Consider the following 16,259-nt stretch of genomic DNA (forward strand, 5'->3'; position numbering starts at 1 on the left):
GGCTCCGGGCGGAGGCCGCGCCATGACCCGCCTGCTCGATCCCGCGGCCGTGCGCAGCGCCGCGCCGGCGCTGTTCCTGCTGCTGCTGGTGGTGGCGATCGCCATCGTCGAGCCGGGCTTCGGCTCGCCCGACACGCTGCTGATCGTGCTGGCCGACACCACCACCCTGTTCACCCTGGCCGCGGGCGTGACCTTCGTCATCCTGCTCGGCAGCATCGACCTCTCGATCCCGGCGGTGGCCTCGCTGTCCACCGTCATCGTCGCCCTGCTGCTGCCGCGGATCGGCGTCGGCGCCTTCGCCGTGGCGCTGGCCGCGGGCGCCACGGCCGGCCTGGTCAGCGGCGTCGTCCATGTCCGGCTGCGGGTGCCGTCCTTCATCGCCACCCTGGCGACGGGCGGCGTGGTCGGCGGCGTCGCGCTCTACATCTCCGACGCCCGCAACATCGCCATCCCGGCCGAGACGCGGGCGCTGCTGGACTGGATCACCGGCAGCACCGCCGGCGTGCCGAACATCATCGGCGTCGGCGTCGTCGCCCTGGCGATCGGCGTCTATCTGCAGCGCTACAGCCGCTTCGGCCGCTACAGCCTGGCGATCGGGGCAGGGGAGCCGGCGGCCTGGGCGGCCGGCATCCGGGTCAACCGGCATAAGATCCTGGCCTTCGTCCTGTCCGGCGCCTTCGCCGCCCTGGCCGGCATCCTGCTGTCGGCGCGGCTGGCCAGCGGGTCGCCGACCGTCGCCAACCAGCTGCTGCTGCCGGCGATCTCGGCCGTGCTGGTCGGCGGCACGGCGATCACCGGCGGCATCGGCGGCATCGGCCGCACCCTGGTGGGGGCGCTGACCGTCTCGGTCGTCCGCATCGGCATGACCTTCCTCGGCGTCAACATCTTCGCCCAGCAGATGGTGTTCGGCACCGTCCTCATCCTTGCCGTGGCCATCACCCTGGACCGCGGCAAGATCCTGATCGCGAAGTAGGCCCCGGGGAGGGGCAGGGGAGCAGCCAAATGGATCTCGGATTGGGCGGCAAGGTCGCCGTCATCACCGGCGCCAGCGTCGGCATCGGCCTGGCGGTCGCCGAAGGCTTGGCGGCCGAGGGTGCCCATATCGTGCTGGCCGCCCGCCAGGCCGAAAGGCTGGAGGCCGAGGCCAAGGCGATGGCGGACCGGCACGGCGTGCGCACTCTGGCGGTGGCCTGCGACGTCGCCACCAGCGCGGGCACGGACGCGCTGGTGGCAGCGGCGGAGCGGGAGTTCGGCGGCGCCGACATCCTGATCAACAACGCCGGCACCGGGTCGAACGAGACCATCCTGGAGGCGCCGGACGAGAAGTGGCAGGCCTATTGGGACCTGCACGTGATGGCGGCGGTGCGGCTGGCGCGCGGCCTGGTGCCGGGCATGAAGCGGCGCGGCGGCGGGGTGATCCTGCACAACGCCTCGATCTGCGCGGTCCAGCCGCTGTGGTACGAGCCGATCTACAACGTCACCAAATCGGCGCTGATGATGTTCTCCAAGACCCTGGCCACCGAAGTGGTGAAGGACAACATCCGGGTGAACTGCGTGAACCCGGGCCTGATCCTGACGCCGGACTGGATCAAGACCGCTAAGCAGCTGACCGCCGACAGCGGCGGCAACTGGGAAGGCTACCTGCAGGGCGTGGCCGACGAGCACGCCGCGATCAAGCGCTTCGGCACGCCGCAGGAGCTGGCGCATTTCTTCGTCTTCCTGTGCTCCGACAAGGCCAGCTACAGCGTCGGATCGACCTATTTCGTCGATGGCGGGATGCTGAAGACGCTATAGCCGGCGGGCCCTGTCAGTCGTACAGGGCGGGCAGCCGGTACGCCTCGATCGCCGAGCGGCCGAAGATCTGGTCCCGCTCGGCCTCGGTCAGATGCTCCAGGCAGGACCTCAGCGCCCGGACCACCTGGCCGTAGCTGCCGGCGACCAGGCAGACCGGCCAGTCGGTGCCGAACATGCAGCGGTCGACGCCGAAGATGCGCAGCGCCTCGGCGACATAGGGCTTCAGGTCGTCCGGCGACCAATGCTCCCAGTCGGCCTCGGTGATCATGCCCGACAGCTTGCACCAGACATGGTCGCGGTGGATGGCGAAGCCACGCATCAGCGCCGCCCAGGGCTCGAAGCCGCCGCCCTTGATGTCCGGCTTGGCGATGTGGTCGAGGACGAAGCGCAGGTCCGGGAAATCCGCCACCGTGCGCAGCACCGCCGGCAGATGCGGCGGCTTCGGCACCAAATCGTAGACCAGCCCGGCATCGGCCACCGCACGCAGGCCGCGGCGGACGTCGTCACGCAGCAGCCAGTTCGGGTCCGCCTCCTCATGGATCAGGTGGCGGATGCCGACCAGCCAGCGCCCCTCCGGCGCCGCCTTCAGCTCGGCCAGCACCTGCCCGACCTCCGGATCGGTCAGGTCGACCCAGCCGACCACCCCGGCGACGAGATCCGTCGCCGCGGCGGTGCGGATGAAGTCCCAGGTCTCGCCCAGGTCGTTCCAGGTCTGCACCAGCACGGTGCCGGCGACGCCGTTGCCCTGCAGCGCCGGCCGCAGGTCGTTCGGCGCGAACACCCGGCGAATCGGGGCGAAGGGCCCGCTCAGCCAGCCATAGTCGCCTTTGTCCGGGTCCCAGAAATGCTGGTGCGAGTCGATGATGATGGCCACGGGCCCGCTCCCCTCACCAGCGCTGATGCACGAAGGGCTTGATGTCCTGGTCGTAGATGGCGCGCAGCTCGGCCATCGTCGCCGCCGGCAGCGCGGGCAGGGCGGCGGCCTCGGCGTTCGACCGGGCCTGCGCCCCGTTGCGGGCGCCGGGGATGGCGACCGTGACGGCGTCGAACATCAGGATCCAGCGCAGCGCGAACCTGGCCATGGTGGTGTCGCCGCCGACCAGCGGCCGCACCCGCTCCACCGCCGCCAGGCCCTTCTCGTAGGGAACGCCGGAGAAGGTCTCGCCGACGTCGAAGGCCTCGCCGTTGCGGTTGAACTGGCGGTGGTCGGTCTCTTCGAACCTGGTGTCGGCGCGGAACTTGCCGGACAAGAGGCCGCTGGCCAGCGGCACCCGGGCGATGATCGCGACCTGCTTCTCCTGCGCCCGGGCGAACAGCCGCTCCGCCGGGCGCTGGCGGAAGATGTTGAAGATGATCTGGATGCTCTGGACGCCCGGATACTCGATCGCCTTCAGCGCCTCCTCGACCCGCTCGACGCTGACGCCGTAGTTGCGGATCTTGCCCTGCTCGACCAGCCGGTCCAGCGACCCGAACACTTCCGGGTGGTAGTACAGCTCGGTCGGCGGGCAGTGCAGCTGCACCAGGTCCAGCGTATCGACCTGCAGGTTCTTCAGGCTGCGGTCGATGAAGCCGGACATGGTCTCCAGGCTGTAGCCCGCGACCTCCTGCTTCGGCAGGCGGCGCCCGGTCTTGGTGGCGACGAAGGGGCGGTCGCCGCCGCGCTCCTTCAGCACCCGCGCGATCAGCTGCTCCGACCGGCCGTCGCCATAGACGTCGGCGGTGTCGAGGAAGGTGACGCCGGCATCCAGCGTCTCGTGCAGCGCGGCCAGCGCATCGGATTCGTCGACATGGCCCCAGCTGGCCCCGATCGCCCAGGCGCCGAAGCCGATCTCGCTGACCTTGCGGCCGGTCCGTCCGAAGTCCCTGCTTCGCATCCTCGCCTCCATCTCCTGCGCGGGTCCGTTGCCTTGATTCAATCAAGTCGCAGGGTTATCATACAACCGTCCATGTTCTGGCAAGGGACTTCTCCGGATCGGCCGGCGAACGGTGCATGCCGATCGTGGTCCGCCTCGTCGCTGGCGGATCCGCGCGGGATCGTTCCTCCCAGCCTGCTCTCCGACGGCGGCCCTTGACAGATCGGACAAATCAGATCGTATGGTTGTATGATAACAGTGTAATCAACAGACAATTCAGGGAGGCCCCGCTCGATGACGACATTCTCCAGAGGACATCTGCTTCTCGCTTTGGCGGCCATTGCGCTGGCCGGGCCCGCCATGGCGGCCGACGACACGGTCAAGATCGGCGTGGTGGCGGCGGAATCCGGCTCCTTCGTCTCGGCCGGCCACACTTTGCCGGCCGGCGTCAGCCTGGCGGTGAAGGAGATCAACGACGCCGGCGGCGTGAAGGTCGGCGACAAGACCTACAAGATCGAGCTGGTGCGCCGCGACGACCGCACCGACATCGGCACCGCGGTGGCGGCGACGCAGGAGCTGGTGCGCGACGTCGGGGTGAAGGCGATCTTCGGGTCGGAGTCGCACGACTTCACTTTGGCCATGGCCAAGATCACCCAGCCGGCCAAGATCCTGCACTTCGCCGGCAACAGCACGCTCGACACCATCCTGACCGACGCGGCGGTCGCCCCGGGCGGCGAGGCCCATTACCTGTTCCAGTCCGAGCCGCGCGAGTTCCAGCGCAGCGGCAGCACCGCCCGCGGCGTGCTCAGCCTGCTGCAGCCGCTGGTCGACCATCCGATCAAGACATCGGTGATCATCGTCGGCAACGACGCCACCGGGCAGTTCCTGTCCTCCTACTACATCAAGGCGCTGAAGGCGGAAGGGCAGGAGGTGCCGGACATCATCTTCTACCCGCCCGACACCACCGACTTCTCGCCGATCCTGACCCGGGCCAAGAGCCTGAATCCGGACGTGGTGCACTTCTGGTACAACGGCGACTCGACGCTGACGGCGCTGCCGCAGGCGCTGGAGCTGGCCGTCGCCCCGAGCTACTTCCTGTTCGGCGTCGACCCCGGCATCTGGAAGGAGCGGGGGCTGTCGGCCGACGTGCCGGTGGCGATGAGCTGCGTGCCGGTGTGCTGGGGCGAATCCTCCAACGCCAAGGCCAAGGCCTATTTCGACGCCTATTTCGCGGCCGGCGCGCCGAAGGGCGTCACCTCCTCGGTCTCGCTGCTCTACTACGACTACGTCCACATGCTGGCGGAGGCCTGGACCAAGGCCGGCAGCTTCGACCCGGACAAGGTGGTCGACGCGCTCTTGGTGCTGCACCACCAGGGCGTGGTGTCGGATGACCTCAGCTTCAACGCCCACCACCAGGTGACGCACGCCACCGAGGTCTGCGTCGCCGACCCGGAGGGCAAGATCTCCTGCGCCATGCAGCAGCCGCCGGCCGACGCGCCGATGTGATCCGTTCCGGCGGCGTCCCCACCGCCGCCGGTCCCGGCCTGCCGGAGGGCTCCTCCACCCTCCCCGACGCCCTCCGGCAGGCCGGCCCTCTCGCACCGGGACCCGCCTTGGACATCCTCCTGCAGCAGATCCTGAACGGGCTGTCGATCGCCAGCGTGATCACGCTGATCGCGGTCGGCGTCACGCTGATCTTCGGCCTGACCGGCATCATCAACTTCGTCCATGGCGAGTTCCTGATGGTCGGCAGCATCGTCACCTGGCTGGCGGTCGGCGCCGGCTGGGGCTTCCCGCTGGCGCTGGTCGCCGGCATCGCCACCGTCGCCCTGCTCGGCCTGGTGCTGGAGCGCGGGCTGTTCCGCTTCACCCTCGACCGGCCGACCAACGGCTTCATCGTGTCGCTGGGCCTGATCGTGGTGCTGCAGCACATCGTCATCCTGTTCTGGAACGCCAACCAGAAGAGCATCCCGCGGCCGCTGACCACGATCTGGGAGGTCGGCGGCGTGCGCATCGCCGCGGTCCGGGTGATGGTGATCGTGGTGACCGCCGCGGTGGTGGCCCTGACCTTCTTCATGATCACCCGCAGCCGCTACGGCCGCGCCCTGCGCGCCAGCGTCGAGGACCGCGACACCGCGGCGCTGATGGGCATCCCCGTGCGGCGCTACATCACCGGCGTCTTCGTCTTCGGCAGCGCCCTGGCCGGCCTCGGCGGCGCCCTGCTGATCGCGCTGTTCCCGATCACGCCGTTCACCGGCGGCACCATCGTGATGAAGGGCTTCGCCGTGGCGCTGATCGGGGGCCTCGGCAACCTCACCGGCGCGGTCGTCGCCGGGCTGATCCTCGGCCTGGTCGAAGGCTTCAGCGCCGGCTACGGCCTGTCGGAATGGACCGACGCCTATTCCTTCGCCCTGATGATCATCGTGCTCCTGGTCCGGCCGCACGGCCTGTTCGGCGGCACCTCCGGCCCCAGAGTGACATGATCTCGATGCATTCCCGATCACCCCTCAGGGGACTGGTGCTGGCGCTGGTCCTGTTCGCGCTGCTGGCGCTGGTGCCGGCGCTCGGCCCCAGCAACCGGCTCTTGTCCCTGGCCATCACCGCCGGCATCAACATCGTGGCGCTGTATGGCCTGTCGGTACTGTTCGGCCAGACCGGCATCCTGTCGATGGGCCATGCCGCGCTGGTCGGCGTCGGCGCCTACACCGCCGCCATCCTGGCCCGCGACCTCGGCCTCGACTTCTGGGCGGCGCTGCCCTGCGCCGCGGCGACCACGGCGCTGCTGGCGGCGGTGGTCGGCTTCCCGTCGCTCAGGGTCAGCGGCCATCATTTCGTGATCCTGACCTTCGCCTTCGGCCAGCTGCTGACCATCGTCCTGACCAATGGCGGCGACTTCACCGGCCGGGCCACCGGGCTGGACCTCGGGCAGCCGGTGGGGCTGTTCGGAATCGGGCTCGACCCGCTGCCGCAATTCTACCTGCTGACCCTCGGCTTCGTCGCGCTGGCCGCGATCGCCAGCTGGGCCATCGTCCATTCCCGCTACGGCCGCACGCTGCGGGCGATCCGCGAGAACGAGAAGCTGGCCGCCTCGCTCGGCATCAATGTCGGGCGGCACAAGATCGGCGCCTTCGTCGTCAGCGGTGTCTTCGCCGGCATCTCCGGCGTGCTGCTGGCCTATTTCCTGCGCCACATCTCGCCCAGCCAGTTCGCCTCCTTCCCCAGCATCTACCTGGCGCTGATGGTGATGATCGGCGGCGCCCGGCTGCTGCTCGGGCCCCTGGCCGGCGGCATCCTGGTGGCCTTCCTGCCGGAGCTGTTCTCGCTCGACCCGGTGCAGTCCCGCATCCTCTACGGCATCTGCCTGATCGCGGTGATCCTGCTGCTGCCGAACGGCGTGATCGGCGGGCTGCTCGACCTGTGGCGCCGGCTGGTGCCGCAGCGCGACCCGGCCGAGCGGCCGGCCGCCAGCAAGCCGGCCCGCGCCGGGCGGGAGGGCTGAGGGATGGGCGCGCTCGAGATCCGCGGCCTGCGCAAGCAGTTCGGCGGCGTCGCCGCCCTGGCCGGGGTCGACCTGACCATCGTCGAGGGCGAGATCCTCGGCATCGTCGGCCCGAACGGGTCGGGCAAGACCACTTTGTTCAACGTCATCACCGGCGTGCACAAGCCGACCGCCGGCACGGTGACCTGGCGCGGCCGTGACATGACCGGCGTGCCGGCCCATGCCGTGTCGCATGCCGGCATCGCCCACACCTTCCAGCAGGCCATGGCCTTCCCCGGCCTCAGCGTGTTCGAGAATGTGCAGATCGCCACCGAGCATTGCCGGTCGGCGGGGGACTTCCCCTGGCCGACGCCGGACGACCTGATCGGCTTCGTCGGCCTGCAGGCGCTGCGCCACGAGACCGCCGGGGTGCTGCCCTTCGGCAGCCTGCGCCTGCTCGGCATCGCCCTGGCGCTGGCGACGCGGCCGGCGCTGCTGCTGCTGGATGAGCCTGCCGCCGGGTTGAACGACAAGGAGACGACGGCGCTGGTCGAGCTGGTGCGGCAGCTGCCCGGCCACGGCATCAGCGTCTGCGTCATCGATCACGACATGAGCCTGATGCAGCGCCTGTGCCGCCGCCTGGTGGTGCTGGATTTCGGCAGCAAGATCGCCGACGGCCCGACCGCCGAGGTGCTGGCCGACCCCAAGGTGCTCGAAGTCTATCTGGGGGGTGCGCTGTGACGCTGCTGCAGGTCTCCGGCGTCACCACGGGCTACGGCCCGACCACGGTCAACCGCAACGTCTCGCTGGCCCTGGGCAAGGGTGAGATCGCCACCATCCTCGGTCCCAACGGCGCCGGCAAGACCACGCTCCTGCGCACCATCGCCGGGCTGGTCAAGCCGCGCGGCGGCAGCGTCGTCTTCGACGGCCGCGACGTCACCGGCCAGCCGCCGGACGTCATGGCCAAGCAGGGCGTGGTGCTGGTGCCGGAAGGCCGGCGCATCTTCGCCGACATGAGCGTGGAGGAGAATCTCCGGCTCGGCGCCTATGCCAGGCGCGACCAGACGGCGGTCGATGCCGATATCCGGCTGATGGAAGCGTTCTTCCCGATCCTCGCCGCCAAGCGCCGGGACAAGGGCGGGTCGCTCAGCGGCGGCCAGCAGCAGATGCTGGCGATCGCCCGCGGCCTGATGGCGCGGCCGCGCGTGCTGCTGCTGGACGAGCCATCGCTGGGCCTGTCGCCATTGATGGTGAAGGAGATCAAGGCCATCATCCTGGCCATCGGCGAGCGGTTCGGGGCCTCGATCCTGCTGGTCGAGCAGAATGCGGGGCTTGCCTTGGGCGTGGCCACGCATGGATATCTGATGCAGCAGGGCCGCGTCGTCGCCTCGGGGCCGATCGCCGAGCTGAGGAATGCGGACCTGATGCGGGACCTCTATCTCGGCGGGGCGCCAGCGGCCTCCGCCTGAAGCCGAAGCGGAGCAGCACCGTGAGCACACTGACCCTCTCCTATGGCCGCGGCCATCTGCCGATCCGCCTGCCGGCGGGGGCGCAGGCGACGGTGGTGCGCAAGCAGGCGCTGCCGAAGCTGCCCGACCCGCAGGCCGCCATCCGCCAGGCGCTGGCCCAGCCGATCGGCGCCCCCGGCCTGGCCGAGCTGGCGCGCGGCCGGCGCAGCGCCTGCATCCTGATCTGCGACATCACCCGGCCGGTGCCGAACCGCCTGTTCCTGCGGCCGATGGTCGAGACCATGGTCGCATCCGGCATCCCGCTCGACCGCATCAGCATCCTGGTCGCCACCGGCCTGCACCGGCCGAATCTGGGCGAGGAGCTGGCGGAGCTGGTGGGCGACCCCTGGGTGCTGGAGCATGTCCGGGTCGACAACCACGACGCCCGCGACGATTCCGCCCATGTCGATTTCGGCCGCACCGCGACGCGCGGCACGCCGGTCCGGATCGACCGGCAATTCGTCGAGGCCGATCTGCGCATCGCCACCGGGCTGGTGGAGCCGCATTTCATGGCCGGCTGGTCCGGCGGCCGCAAGGTGATCGCCCCCGGCGTCGCCCATCACGAGACCATCCGCACCTTCCACTCGGCGCGGTTCATGGAGGACCCGCTCGCGGTCCAGTGCAACCTGGTCGGCAACCCGCTGCATGAGGAGCAGCTGCAGATCGTCGGCATGCTGGGCGAGGTCTACGGCCTCAACACCGTGCTGGACGACGACCGCGACCTGGTCTGCGTCACCTTCGGCGAGATCATCGCCAGCCACGCCGCGGCGGTGGATTTCGTCAGCGGCGCCACCCGCGTGCCGGTGCCGCGCAAGTTCAGGACGGTGGTGACCTCCTCGGCCGGCTATCCGCTGGACAAGACCTACTACCAGACCATCAAGGGCATGGTGACGCCGCTCGACATCCTGGCGCCGGGCGGCACGCTGATCATCGCCTCGGAATGCTCCGAGGGCTTCGGCTCGCCCGAGTTCCGCGAGGCCCAGACCCGGCTGGTCGAGCTGGGGCCGGAGCGGTTCCTGGCGACGCTGACGGCGAAGTCGCTGGCCGAGATCGACGAATGGCAGACCGAGATGCAGCTGAAGTCGCTGCGCCTCGGCCGGGTCGAGCTCTACACCACCGGCCTCGGCGCGGCCGAGCGCGGCATCACCGGCACGGCGCTGGTCGACGACCTCGACGCCGCCATCGCCGCCAGCGTGGCCCGCGCGAACGACCCGGCGGTCGCGATCATTCCGGAAGGCCCGTACGTCATCCCGTACCATGCGGCGGGGTGAGAGCCCGTCAGGGCGCCTTGGCCTCGGACCGCAGGGCGGCGTAGCGGTCGCGGGCGCGGGTCAGGTGCACCCGCATCGCCCGGCGGGCGGCGGTGGCGTCGCCGGCGCGGATCGCGGCCAGGATCGCTTCGTGCTCCTGCCCCACCCGGCGCAGATGGCGCTCGCGCTCCGCCTGCGACAGGGCCGCGACCGGGATGCGCTGGCGCGGCATGACCACGTTGAAGACGTCGAACACCCGGGCGAAATAGGCATTGCCGGTGGCGGCCAGGATGGCGCGGTGAACCGCCAGATCCTCGCCCAGCCCGACGGTCTCGGCATCGGCCCCCGGCGCCGTGATCGCGGCCAGGAACGCCGCCTGCGCGGCCTCGATGCGGTCCAGCTCCTCCGGGCTGCGCCGCTCGGCGGCCAGGGCCGCGGCCTCGACCTCGATGCTCAGCCGCAGCTCCAGCACCTGCAGCACGTCGCCGATCGACTGCAGCTTCTCCGCATCGATGGCGAAGGACCGGGCGGGCGCGGTCTCGGCCACGAAGGCGCCCAGCCCCTGGCGGGTGGTGATCAGGCCGCGGGCGCGCAGCGAGGCCAGGGCCTCGCGCACCACGGTGCGGCTGACCCCGGTGGCGGTCACGATGGCCTGTTCGGTCGGCAGGCGCTGGCCGGGGCCGAGGTCGCCGGACGCGATCCGGGCCTCCAGCGTCTCGACCAGGCCGGCGGTGAGGTTGGGGGCTTTCCGGATCGCAGCGAAAGCCGAGGAATCCCCGCTCATATCATCCTTCAGGTCACACGCCTTGCGGCCCGCAGGATCGCAGTGCCGGCGGCGCGGCGCAAGGCTGCGGATCCCGGCGCCGCGGCGGCCGCATTGTGAACCCGCCGCCAATCTGGAACAGTCCGGGCATGGAGCTGCATCTCGATCTGGTCGGCGGCCTGGCGGGCGACATGTTCATCGCCGCGATGCTCGACCTGTTGCCGGAGCACGAGGCCGGGCTGCACGACAGCCTGGCCCGCACCGGCGGGCTGCTGGCCGGCGTCACCGCCCGGCTGGCGCCGCACAATGACGGCGTGCTGGCCGGCCGGCGCTTCCTGGTCGAGCGGCCGGGCGGGAACGGGGACGGCCACGACCATGTCGCCTGGCGCCGGATCCGCGAGGGGCTGGAGGCGTCGGAGCTCGACCCCGCGGTCCGCGGCCACGCCATCGCCATCTTCCGGCTGTTGGCCGAGGCCGAGGCGCGGGTGCATGGCGTCGAGGTCGAGGCGGTCGGCTTCCACGAGGTCGGGGCCTGGGATTCGATCGCCGACATCGTCGGCGCCGCGCATCTGATCGCCGCGGCCGGGGCGACCCGCTGGACCGTCGGCACCGTGCCGCTCGGCTCCGGCCGGGTGCGCAGCGCGCATGGGCCGCTGCCGGTGCCGGCCCCGGCCACGGCGCTGCTGCTGCAGGGCTTCGCCGTGATCGACGACGGCGTCGGCGGCGAGCGCGTCACCCCGACCGGCGCCGCGATCCTGCGCCATCTCTGCGGCGACGCGGCGCGGCCAGCGCAGCCGCGGATCCTGGGTGGGACCGGTATCGGCTTCGGCACGCGCATCCTGCCCGGCCTCAGCAACTGCGTCCGGGTGCTGCGCTTCGATCCGGCGGAGGCGCCGGGCTTCGAGGCGGATGCCGTGCTGGTGGTCGAGTGCGAGATCGACGACCAGTCGGGCGAGGAGCTGGCGCTGGCGCTGGACCGGCTGCGGGCCCATCCGGCGGTGCTGGACGTGGTCCAGGCCCCGGTCTTCGGCAAGAAGGGGCGGATGATGGCGCATCTCCGCCTGCTGGCCCAGCCGGAGGCACGCGACGAGGTGCTGCGCCTGTGCTTCGCCGAGACCACGACGATCGGCCTGCGCCACGCCGTCCAGGCCCGGGCGGTGCTGCCGCGGCGCATGGTCGAGGTCGCGGCCGGGGGCCGCACGCTGCGGGTCAAGGCGGTCGACCGGCCCGGCGGGCGGACGGCCAAGGCCGAGGCGGATGACGTGGCCGACCTGGACGGGCATGCGGCGCGCAAGGCCCGGCGCCGGGCGGCGGAGGATGCGGTGGACGAGTCATGAGCGCGGATCGGATGCGGCTCGAGCATGTGCTGGACGGGCTCGGCCCGGTCGCGGTGGCGGTCAGCGGCGGCGTCGACAGCATGACCCTGGCCGTGCTGGCGCATCGCCGACGCCCCGGCGCGGTGACGGTGGTCCACGCCGTGTCCCCGGCAGTGCCGCCGCTGGCGACCGCGCGGGTGCGCGACTGGGCCGGGCGCGAGGGCTGGGCCCTGACCGTGCTCGACGCCGGTGAGTTCGCCGATCCGCGCTATCGCGAGAACCCGGTGAACCGCTGCTATTTCTGCAAGACCAACCTGTATGGCGCGATCGCCGGGCGGGTCGCCGGCACCATCGTCTCCGGCACCAATCTCGACGATCTGGGCGAATACCGGCCGGGCCTCGACGCGGCGAGGGAGCACGGCGTGCGCCACCCCTATGTCGAGGCCGGGATCGGCAAGGCCGGGCTGCGGGCCCTGGCGCGCGACCTCGGGCTCGGCGACCTGGCCGAGCTGCCGGCCTCGCCCTGCCTGTCGAGCCGGGTCGAGACCCTGATCCCGATCGAGCCGGAGATGCTGCGCACCATCGACGCGGTCGAGCAGTTGGTCGCCGACCGCCTGCGGCCGCGGACGGTGCGCTGCCGGGTCCGCGCCGCCGGGCTGGTGGTCGAGCTGGACCCCGGCAGCCTGGCCGGGCTGGACGAGGACGGGGCGGCGGCGCTGGAAGCGTCGATCCGCGCCGTGCTGCCGGAAGCCGCCGCGTCGCGGCCGCTGGCCTTCGCCCCGTACCGGGTCGGCAGCGCCTTCGTCGGGGTGCCGGGATGAGCCGGGACGAGGTCACCCTCGATTTCGGCCGCGGCGGCCGGATCGGCCAGGACGAGGCGATCTATTGCGGCGAGAAATCCGCCGCCCAGATCGCGGTGATCCTGGACCTGGCCGAGGCGGCCGGGGCCGGCCTGCTGCTGACCCGGCTGGATGCGGCCAAGCTGGAGGCCCTGTCGCCGGGCCATCGCGGCGGCATCGACTATTGCCCGGTGTCGCGCACAGGCTTCTTCGGCCCGCTGCGGCCGGTCGTGGCGACGGGCCAGGTGGCGATCCTGTCGGCCGGCACCTCCGACATCCCGGTGGCGCGCGAGGCGGAGCGGACGCTGCGCCATGCCGGGCAGCAGGCCAGCCTGTTCAGCGATATCGGCGTGGCCGGGCTGTGGCGCCTGACCGACCGGCTGGACGAGATCCGCGCCCATCCGGTGCTGATCGTCGTCGCCGGCATGGATGCGGCGCTGGCCAGCGTCGTCGGCGGGCTGGTGGCCGGGCCGGTGATCTGCGTCCCGACCTCGGTCGGCTACGGCGTCGCCGCCGGCGGCCGCGCCGCGCTCGACGCCATGCTGGCCAGCTGCGCCCCGGGCCTGTCGGTCTGCAACATCGACAACGGCTACGGCGCCGCCTGCGCCGCGCTGCGCCTGGTCAACGGCGCCCGCCGCCTGCGCGAGCGGCCGTAGCCTTCCCGCTGCGGCGCGGCGAGGGCAGGGCGGTCTCGTCCGGCGGCAGGCCGACGCGCTGGGCCGCGCCGTTCAGATGGGCCTGCATCGCCCATTGCGCCTCGACCCCGTCCTGGGCCTCGATCGCCGCCAGGATGCGGTCGTGCTCGCTCAGCGTCGCCTGGGCCATGTCCTCGGACGGGTGCTGGTCGCCGGCCGCCAGGATGCTCTCGCGCACCCGCTGGGCGACGAAGCCGATGAACTGCACCAGATAGTCGTTGCGGGTGGCCGCCGCGATGGCGCGGTGGAAGTCCAGGTCGGCCTCCAGCCAGGCGACGCTGCCATAGGGCGAGGCGGTCATGGTCGCCAGCGCCCGTTGCATGGCGTCGAAATCCTCGGCCGTCCGCCGGTCGGCGGCCAGGGCGGCAGCACGGACCTCCAGCGCGCCGCGCAGCTCGAACAGGCTGCGGAAGGCGTCGCCATCCTGCCCCAGCGTGGCGTGGTCGATCTTCAGCACGGTCGATTTCGGCGCCTCCGAGACGAAGGCGCCGCGGCCCTGCTGCGACCAGACCAGCCCTTCCGACCCCAGCCGGGCGATCGCCTCGCGCACCACGTTGCGGCTGACGCCGAAGGTCTCGGCCAGGGCCTGCACGGTCGGCAGCTGGTCGCCCGGCTTCAGCCGGCCGCGGGCGATCTCGCGCGAGATCGAGCTGGCGACCAGCGTCGGCAGATGCGGTCCGCGGCTGACCTTGTCGAGCTTCAGCGTCATGGCATCATCCGTTCTGGACTCCCGGGTCTTCCGGCAGGATACGCCCGTTGCTGAGAATGCGCGTGGGATCCAGCGCCAGCTTCAGCCGGGTCGCGAGGTCCAGCGACACGGCGTCGATCCGTTCCAGGAAGGCGTGCTGCTTGACCCGGCCGATGCCGTGCTCGGCGCTGATGCTGCCGCCCAGTTGGTCGACCGCGCCGAAGATCAGCGCCTCGGCGCTGTGGAACAGGGCGTCCATCGCCGCCGGGTCCTGGCCCTGCGGCGGGATCACGTTGAAATGCACATTGCCGTCGCCGACATGGCCATAGGCCAGGGCCATCGCCTCCGGATGCTTGCCGCGCACCGCCTGCAGCGCCGCGGCGATGAAGTCGGCGATGCGGGAGATCGGCACCGACACGTCGGTGCGCAGGTAGCGGCCGCCGCGGCCCTGGGATTCGACCATGGTCTCGCGATACAGCCACAGCCGCTCGGCCTGGGCGCGGCTGGAGGCGATGACGCCGTCGCGGATGATGTCGTCGGCGCCGCCCAGGAAGCTCTCCATCAGCCCGCGCAGATCGACCGTGCCGCCGCCCGCGGCCTCGATCAGCACATAGGCGGGGTAGACCTGCGCCAGCGGGTCGGGGAAGTCCGGCCGGGCGCGCAGCGTCACCTCGATGCCGTCGCGCAGGATCAGTTCGAAGGCGGTCAGCAGGTCGCTGCAGCCGCGCCGGGCCCGGGCGTACAGCTCCATCGCATCCTCGACCGAGGCCAGGCCGACCAGCGCGGTCTCGACCTGGGTCGGCTTCGGGAACAGCTTGAAGGCGACGGCGGTGACGATGCCCAGCGTGCCCTCGGCGCCGATGAACAGCTGCTTCAGGTCATAGCCGCGATTGTCCTTGCGCAGCACCTTCAGCCCGTTCCAGACGCGGCCGTCGGCCAGCACCACCTCCAGCCCCAGCACCAGGTCGCGGGTCATGCCGTAGCGCAGCACGTTGAAGCCGCCGGCATTGGTCGAGACGTTGCCGCCGACCCGGCAGGTGCCCTGCGCCCCGAAGGTGATCGGCAGCAGGCAGTCGACCGCGTCGGCGGCGGTCTTCGCATCCTCCAGGATGCAGCCGGCCTCGACCACCATGGCGAAGTCGATCGGGCTGATCTGGCGCACCGCGCTCATCCGCTCCAGGCTGACCACGATTTCGCCCGGCGCCGCCACCGCGGCCCCGACCAGCCCGGTCAGCCCGCCCTGCGGCACCACCCGCAGCCCGGCCTGCCAGCAATGCCGCATCAGGGCCGAGACCTCCTCGACCGACCGCGGCCGGGCCACCGCCAGCGGCGTCCCGAAATGGTCGCCGGACCAGTCGCGGCTGTAGCGCGCCATCTCCTCCTCTCCGGTCAGCAGCGCGTCGCCGGGCAGGATGTCCCGCAGCGCGGCGATCGCGTCGGCGTGCGTCGGGGTGGAGGATGTGGTCAATTGCGGCCTCTGACTCGTGGTGGGCAGAAAATACTGTCGTCCTGTTATCATACAAGTTACTGTAGCCATCAAGCCGTGATTGCACCTCGATGACGGCCCGCCTGATGTCGGCACCGCCTCCGATGCCGCGCGCCGAACCCATGCCTGGAGACGACCCGATGAGCCGCTTTCAGATGATGCACACGATGATCCGGGTGTTCGACCTGGAGGCATCGATCGCCTTCTACACCAGGCTGCTCGGCATGCAGCTGCTGCGCCGCGAGGATTTTCCGGAGGGCCGCTTCACCCTGGCCTTCGTCGGCTACGGGGCGGAGGACGACAACACGGTGGTCGAGCTGACCCACAACTGGGACCAGGCGACGCCGTACGAGATCGGCACCGGCTTCGGCCATCTGGCACTCGGCGTGCGCGACATCCACGGCGTCTGCGCGGCGCTGGAGCAGGCGGGCGCGAAGATCCCGCGCAAGCCCGGCCCGATGAAGCACGGCACCACCCACATCGCTTTCATCGAGGACCCGGACGGCTACAAGGTCGAGCTGATCGACCTCGACACAAGGGGCTGACCCCCGGCCGATTCCGGCGGGCGGCCGACGTTCATCCCGTTGTA

17 protein-coding genes are annotated in these 16,259 nt (G+C 71.1%); 12 read left to right on the forward strand and 5 right to left on the reverse strand.

Features of this window, described 5'->3' with window-relative positions:
- Both ACTOWL_RS25735 and ACTOWL_RS25740 read left to right on the forward strand, forming a co-directional pair.
- The coding region (locus tag ACTOWL_RS25735; protein ID WP_441324139.1) for an ABC transporter permease at positions 1–973 on the forward strand (973 nt) is incomplete at its 5' end.
- A gap of 29 nt (positions 974–1,002) precedes the next feature.
- Positions 1,003–1,794, forward strand: coding sequence for an SDR family NAD(P)-dependent oxidoreductase (locus ACTOWL_RS25740; RefSeq protein ID WP_441324140.1), 792 nt, complete (start codon positions 1,003–1,005; stop codon positions 1,792–1,794).
- Positions 1,795–1,807: 13 nt separating this feature from the next.
- Here ACTOWL_RS25740 and ACTOWL_RS25745 read toward each other — a convergent pair whose 3' ends face one another.
- Both ACTOWL_RS25745 and ACTOWL_RS25750 read right to left on the reverse strand, forming a co-directional pair.
- Positions 1,808–2,668 (reverse strand): amidohydrolase family protein, encoded by an 861-nt coding sequence (locus tag ACTOWL_RS25745; protein ID WP_441324141.1) that lies wholly within the window; start codon positions 2,666–2,668, stop codon positions 1,808–1,810.
- Between the two features lie 13 nt (positions 2,669–2,681).
- Complete coding sequence (locus tag ACTOWL_RS25750) at positions 2,682–3,668, reverse strand: aldo/keto reductase (RefSeq protein ID WP_441324142.1); 987 nt, start codon at positions 3,666–3,668, stop codon at positions 2,682–2,684.
- 273 nt (positions 3,669–3,941) lie between these two features.
- Here ACTOWL_RS25750 and ACTOWL_RS25755 point away from each other — a divergent pair, with 273 nt between their 5' ends.
- From ACTOWL_RS25755 to larA, 6 genes are all read left to right on the forward strand, one after another.
- Positions 3,942–5,153, forward strand: coding sequence for an ABC transporter substrate-binding protein (locus ACTOWL_RS25755; protein ID WP_441324143.1), 1,212 nt, complete (start codon positions 3,942–3,944; stop codon positions 5,151–5,153).
- A gap of 107 nt (positions 5,154–5,260) precedes the next feature.
- Complete coding sequence (locus ACTOWL_RS25760; RefSeq protein WP_441324144.1) at positions 5,261–6,130, forward strand: branched-chain amino acid ABC transporter permease; 870 nt, start codon at positions 5,261–5,263, stop codon at positions 6,128–6,130.
- The gene (locus ACTOWL_RS25765; protein ID WP_441324145.1) at positions 6,127–7,146 is read left to right on the forward strand and encodes a branched-chain amino acid ABC transporter permease; all 1,020 of its coding nucleotides are present in this window, start codon (positions 6,127–6,129) and stop codon (positions 7,144–7,146) included. The genes ACTOWL_RS25760 and ACTOWL_RS25765 overlap by 4 nt, the downstream gene beginning before the upstream one ends.
- Before the next feature lie 3 nt (positions 7,147–7,149).
- A complete protein-coding gene (locus tag ACTOWL_RS25770) occupies positions 7,150–7,866 on the forward strand; it encodes an ABC transporter ATP-binding protein (RefSeq protein ID WP_441324146.1) in 717 nt (238 codons plus the stop codon).
- Positions 7,863–8,594, forward strand: a complete 732-nt coding sequence (locus ACTOWL_RS25775) for an ABC transporter ATP-binding protein (RefSeq protein ID WP_441324147.1) — start codon at positions 7,863–7,865, stop codon at positions 8,592–8,594. The genes ACTOWL_RS25770 and ACTOWL_RS25775 overlap by 4 nt, the downstream gene beginning before the upstream one ends.
- Positions 8,595–8,614: 20 nt before the next feature.
- Positions 8,615–9,904: a nickel-dependent lactate racemase gene (gene larA / locus ACTOWL_RS25780; RefSeq protein WP_441324148.1), complete on the forward strand. Its 1,290-nt coding sequence runs from the start codon at positions 8,615–8,617 to the stop codon at positions 9,902–9,904.
- 7 nt (positions 9,905–9,911) lie between these two features.
- Here the strand turns inward: larA and ACTOWL_RS25785 are convergent, their stop codons facing one another.
- Complete coding sequence (locus ACTOWL_RS25785) at positions 9,912–10,667, reverse strand: FadR/GntR family transcriptional regulator (protein WP_441324149.1); 756 nt, start codon at positions 10,665–10,667, stop codon at positions 9,912–9,914.
- Between the two features lie 128 nt (positions 10,668–10,795).
- Here ACTOWL_RS25785 and ACTOWL_RS25790 point away from each other — a divergent pair, with 128 nt between their 5' ends.
- Genes ACTOWL_RS25790 through larB form a run of 3 tightly spaced genes read left to right on the forward strand, consistent with a single transcriptional unit; the run spans position 10,796 to position 13,457 of the window.
- Positions 10,796–11,983: a LarC family nickel insertion protein gene (locus tag ACTOWL_RS25790; RefSeq protein ID WP_441324150.1), complete on the forward strand. Its 1,188-nt coding sequence runs from the start codon at positions 10,796–10,798 to the stop codon at positions 11,981–11,983.
- Positions 11,980–12,783: a hypothetical protein gene (locus tag ACTOWL_RS25795; protein WP_441324151.1), complete on the forward strand. Its 804-nt coding sequence runs from the start codon at positions 11,980–11,982 to the stop codon at positions 12,781–12,783. The genes ACTOWL_RS25790 and ACTOWL_RS25795 overlap by 4 nt, the downstream gene beginning before the upstream one ends.
- Positions 12,780–13,457: a nickel pincer cofactor biosynthesis protein LarB gene (gene larB, locus ACTOWL_RS25800; RefSeq protein ID WP_441324152.1), complete on the forward strand. Its 678-nt coding sequence runs from the start codon at positions 12,780–12,782 to the stop codon at positions 13,455–13,457. Before ACTOWL_RS25795 ends, larB begins: the two co-directional genes overlap by 4 nt.
- On the opposite strand, the gene ACTOWL_RS25805 is transcribed toward larB, so the two are convergent.
- Positions 13,423–14,205 (reverse strand): FadR/GntR family transcriptional regulator, encoded by a 783-nt coding sequence (locus tag ACTOWL_RS25805; protein WP_441324153.1) that lies wholly within the window; start codon positions 14,203–14,205, stop codon positions 13,423–13,425. The two genes, larB and ACTOWL_RS25805, sit on opposite strands and share 35 nt — an antisense overlap.
- Before the next feature lie 4 nt (positions 14,206–14,209).
- A complete protein-coding gene (locus ACTOWL_RS25810) occupies positions 14,210–15,652 on the reverse strand; it encodes an FAD-binding oxidoreductase (RefSeq protein ID WP_441324154.1) in 1,443 nt (480 codons plus the stop codon).
- A gap of 158 nt (positions 15,653–15,810) precedes the next feature.
- Here ACTOWL_RS25810 and gloA point away from each other — a divergent pair, with 158 nt between their 5' ends.
- On the forward strand, positions 15,811–16,215 hold the full coding sequence (gloA, locus tag ACTOWL_RS25815; protein ID WP_441324155.1) for a lactoylglutathione lyase: 405 nt from the start codon (positions 15,811–15,813) through the stop codon (positions 16,213–16,215).
- Positions 16,216–16,259 lie beyond the last annotated feature (44 nt).

Source organism: Inquilinus sp. CA228 (assembly GCF_052078665.1).
Taxonomy (GTDB): Bacteria; Pseudomonadota; Alphaproteobacteria; order DSM-16000; family Inquilinaceae; genus Inquilinus.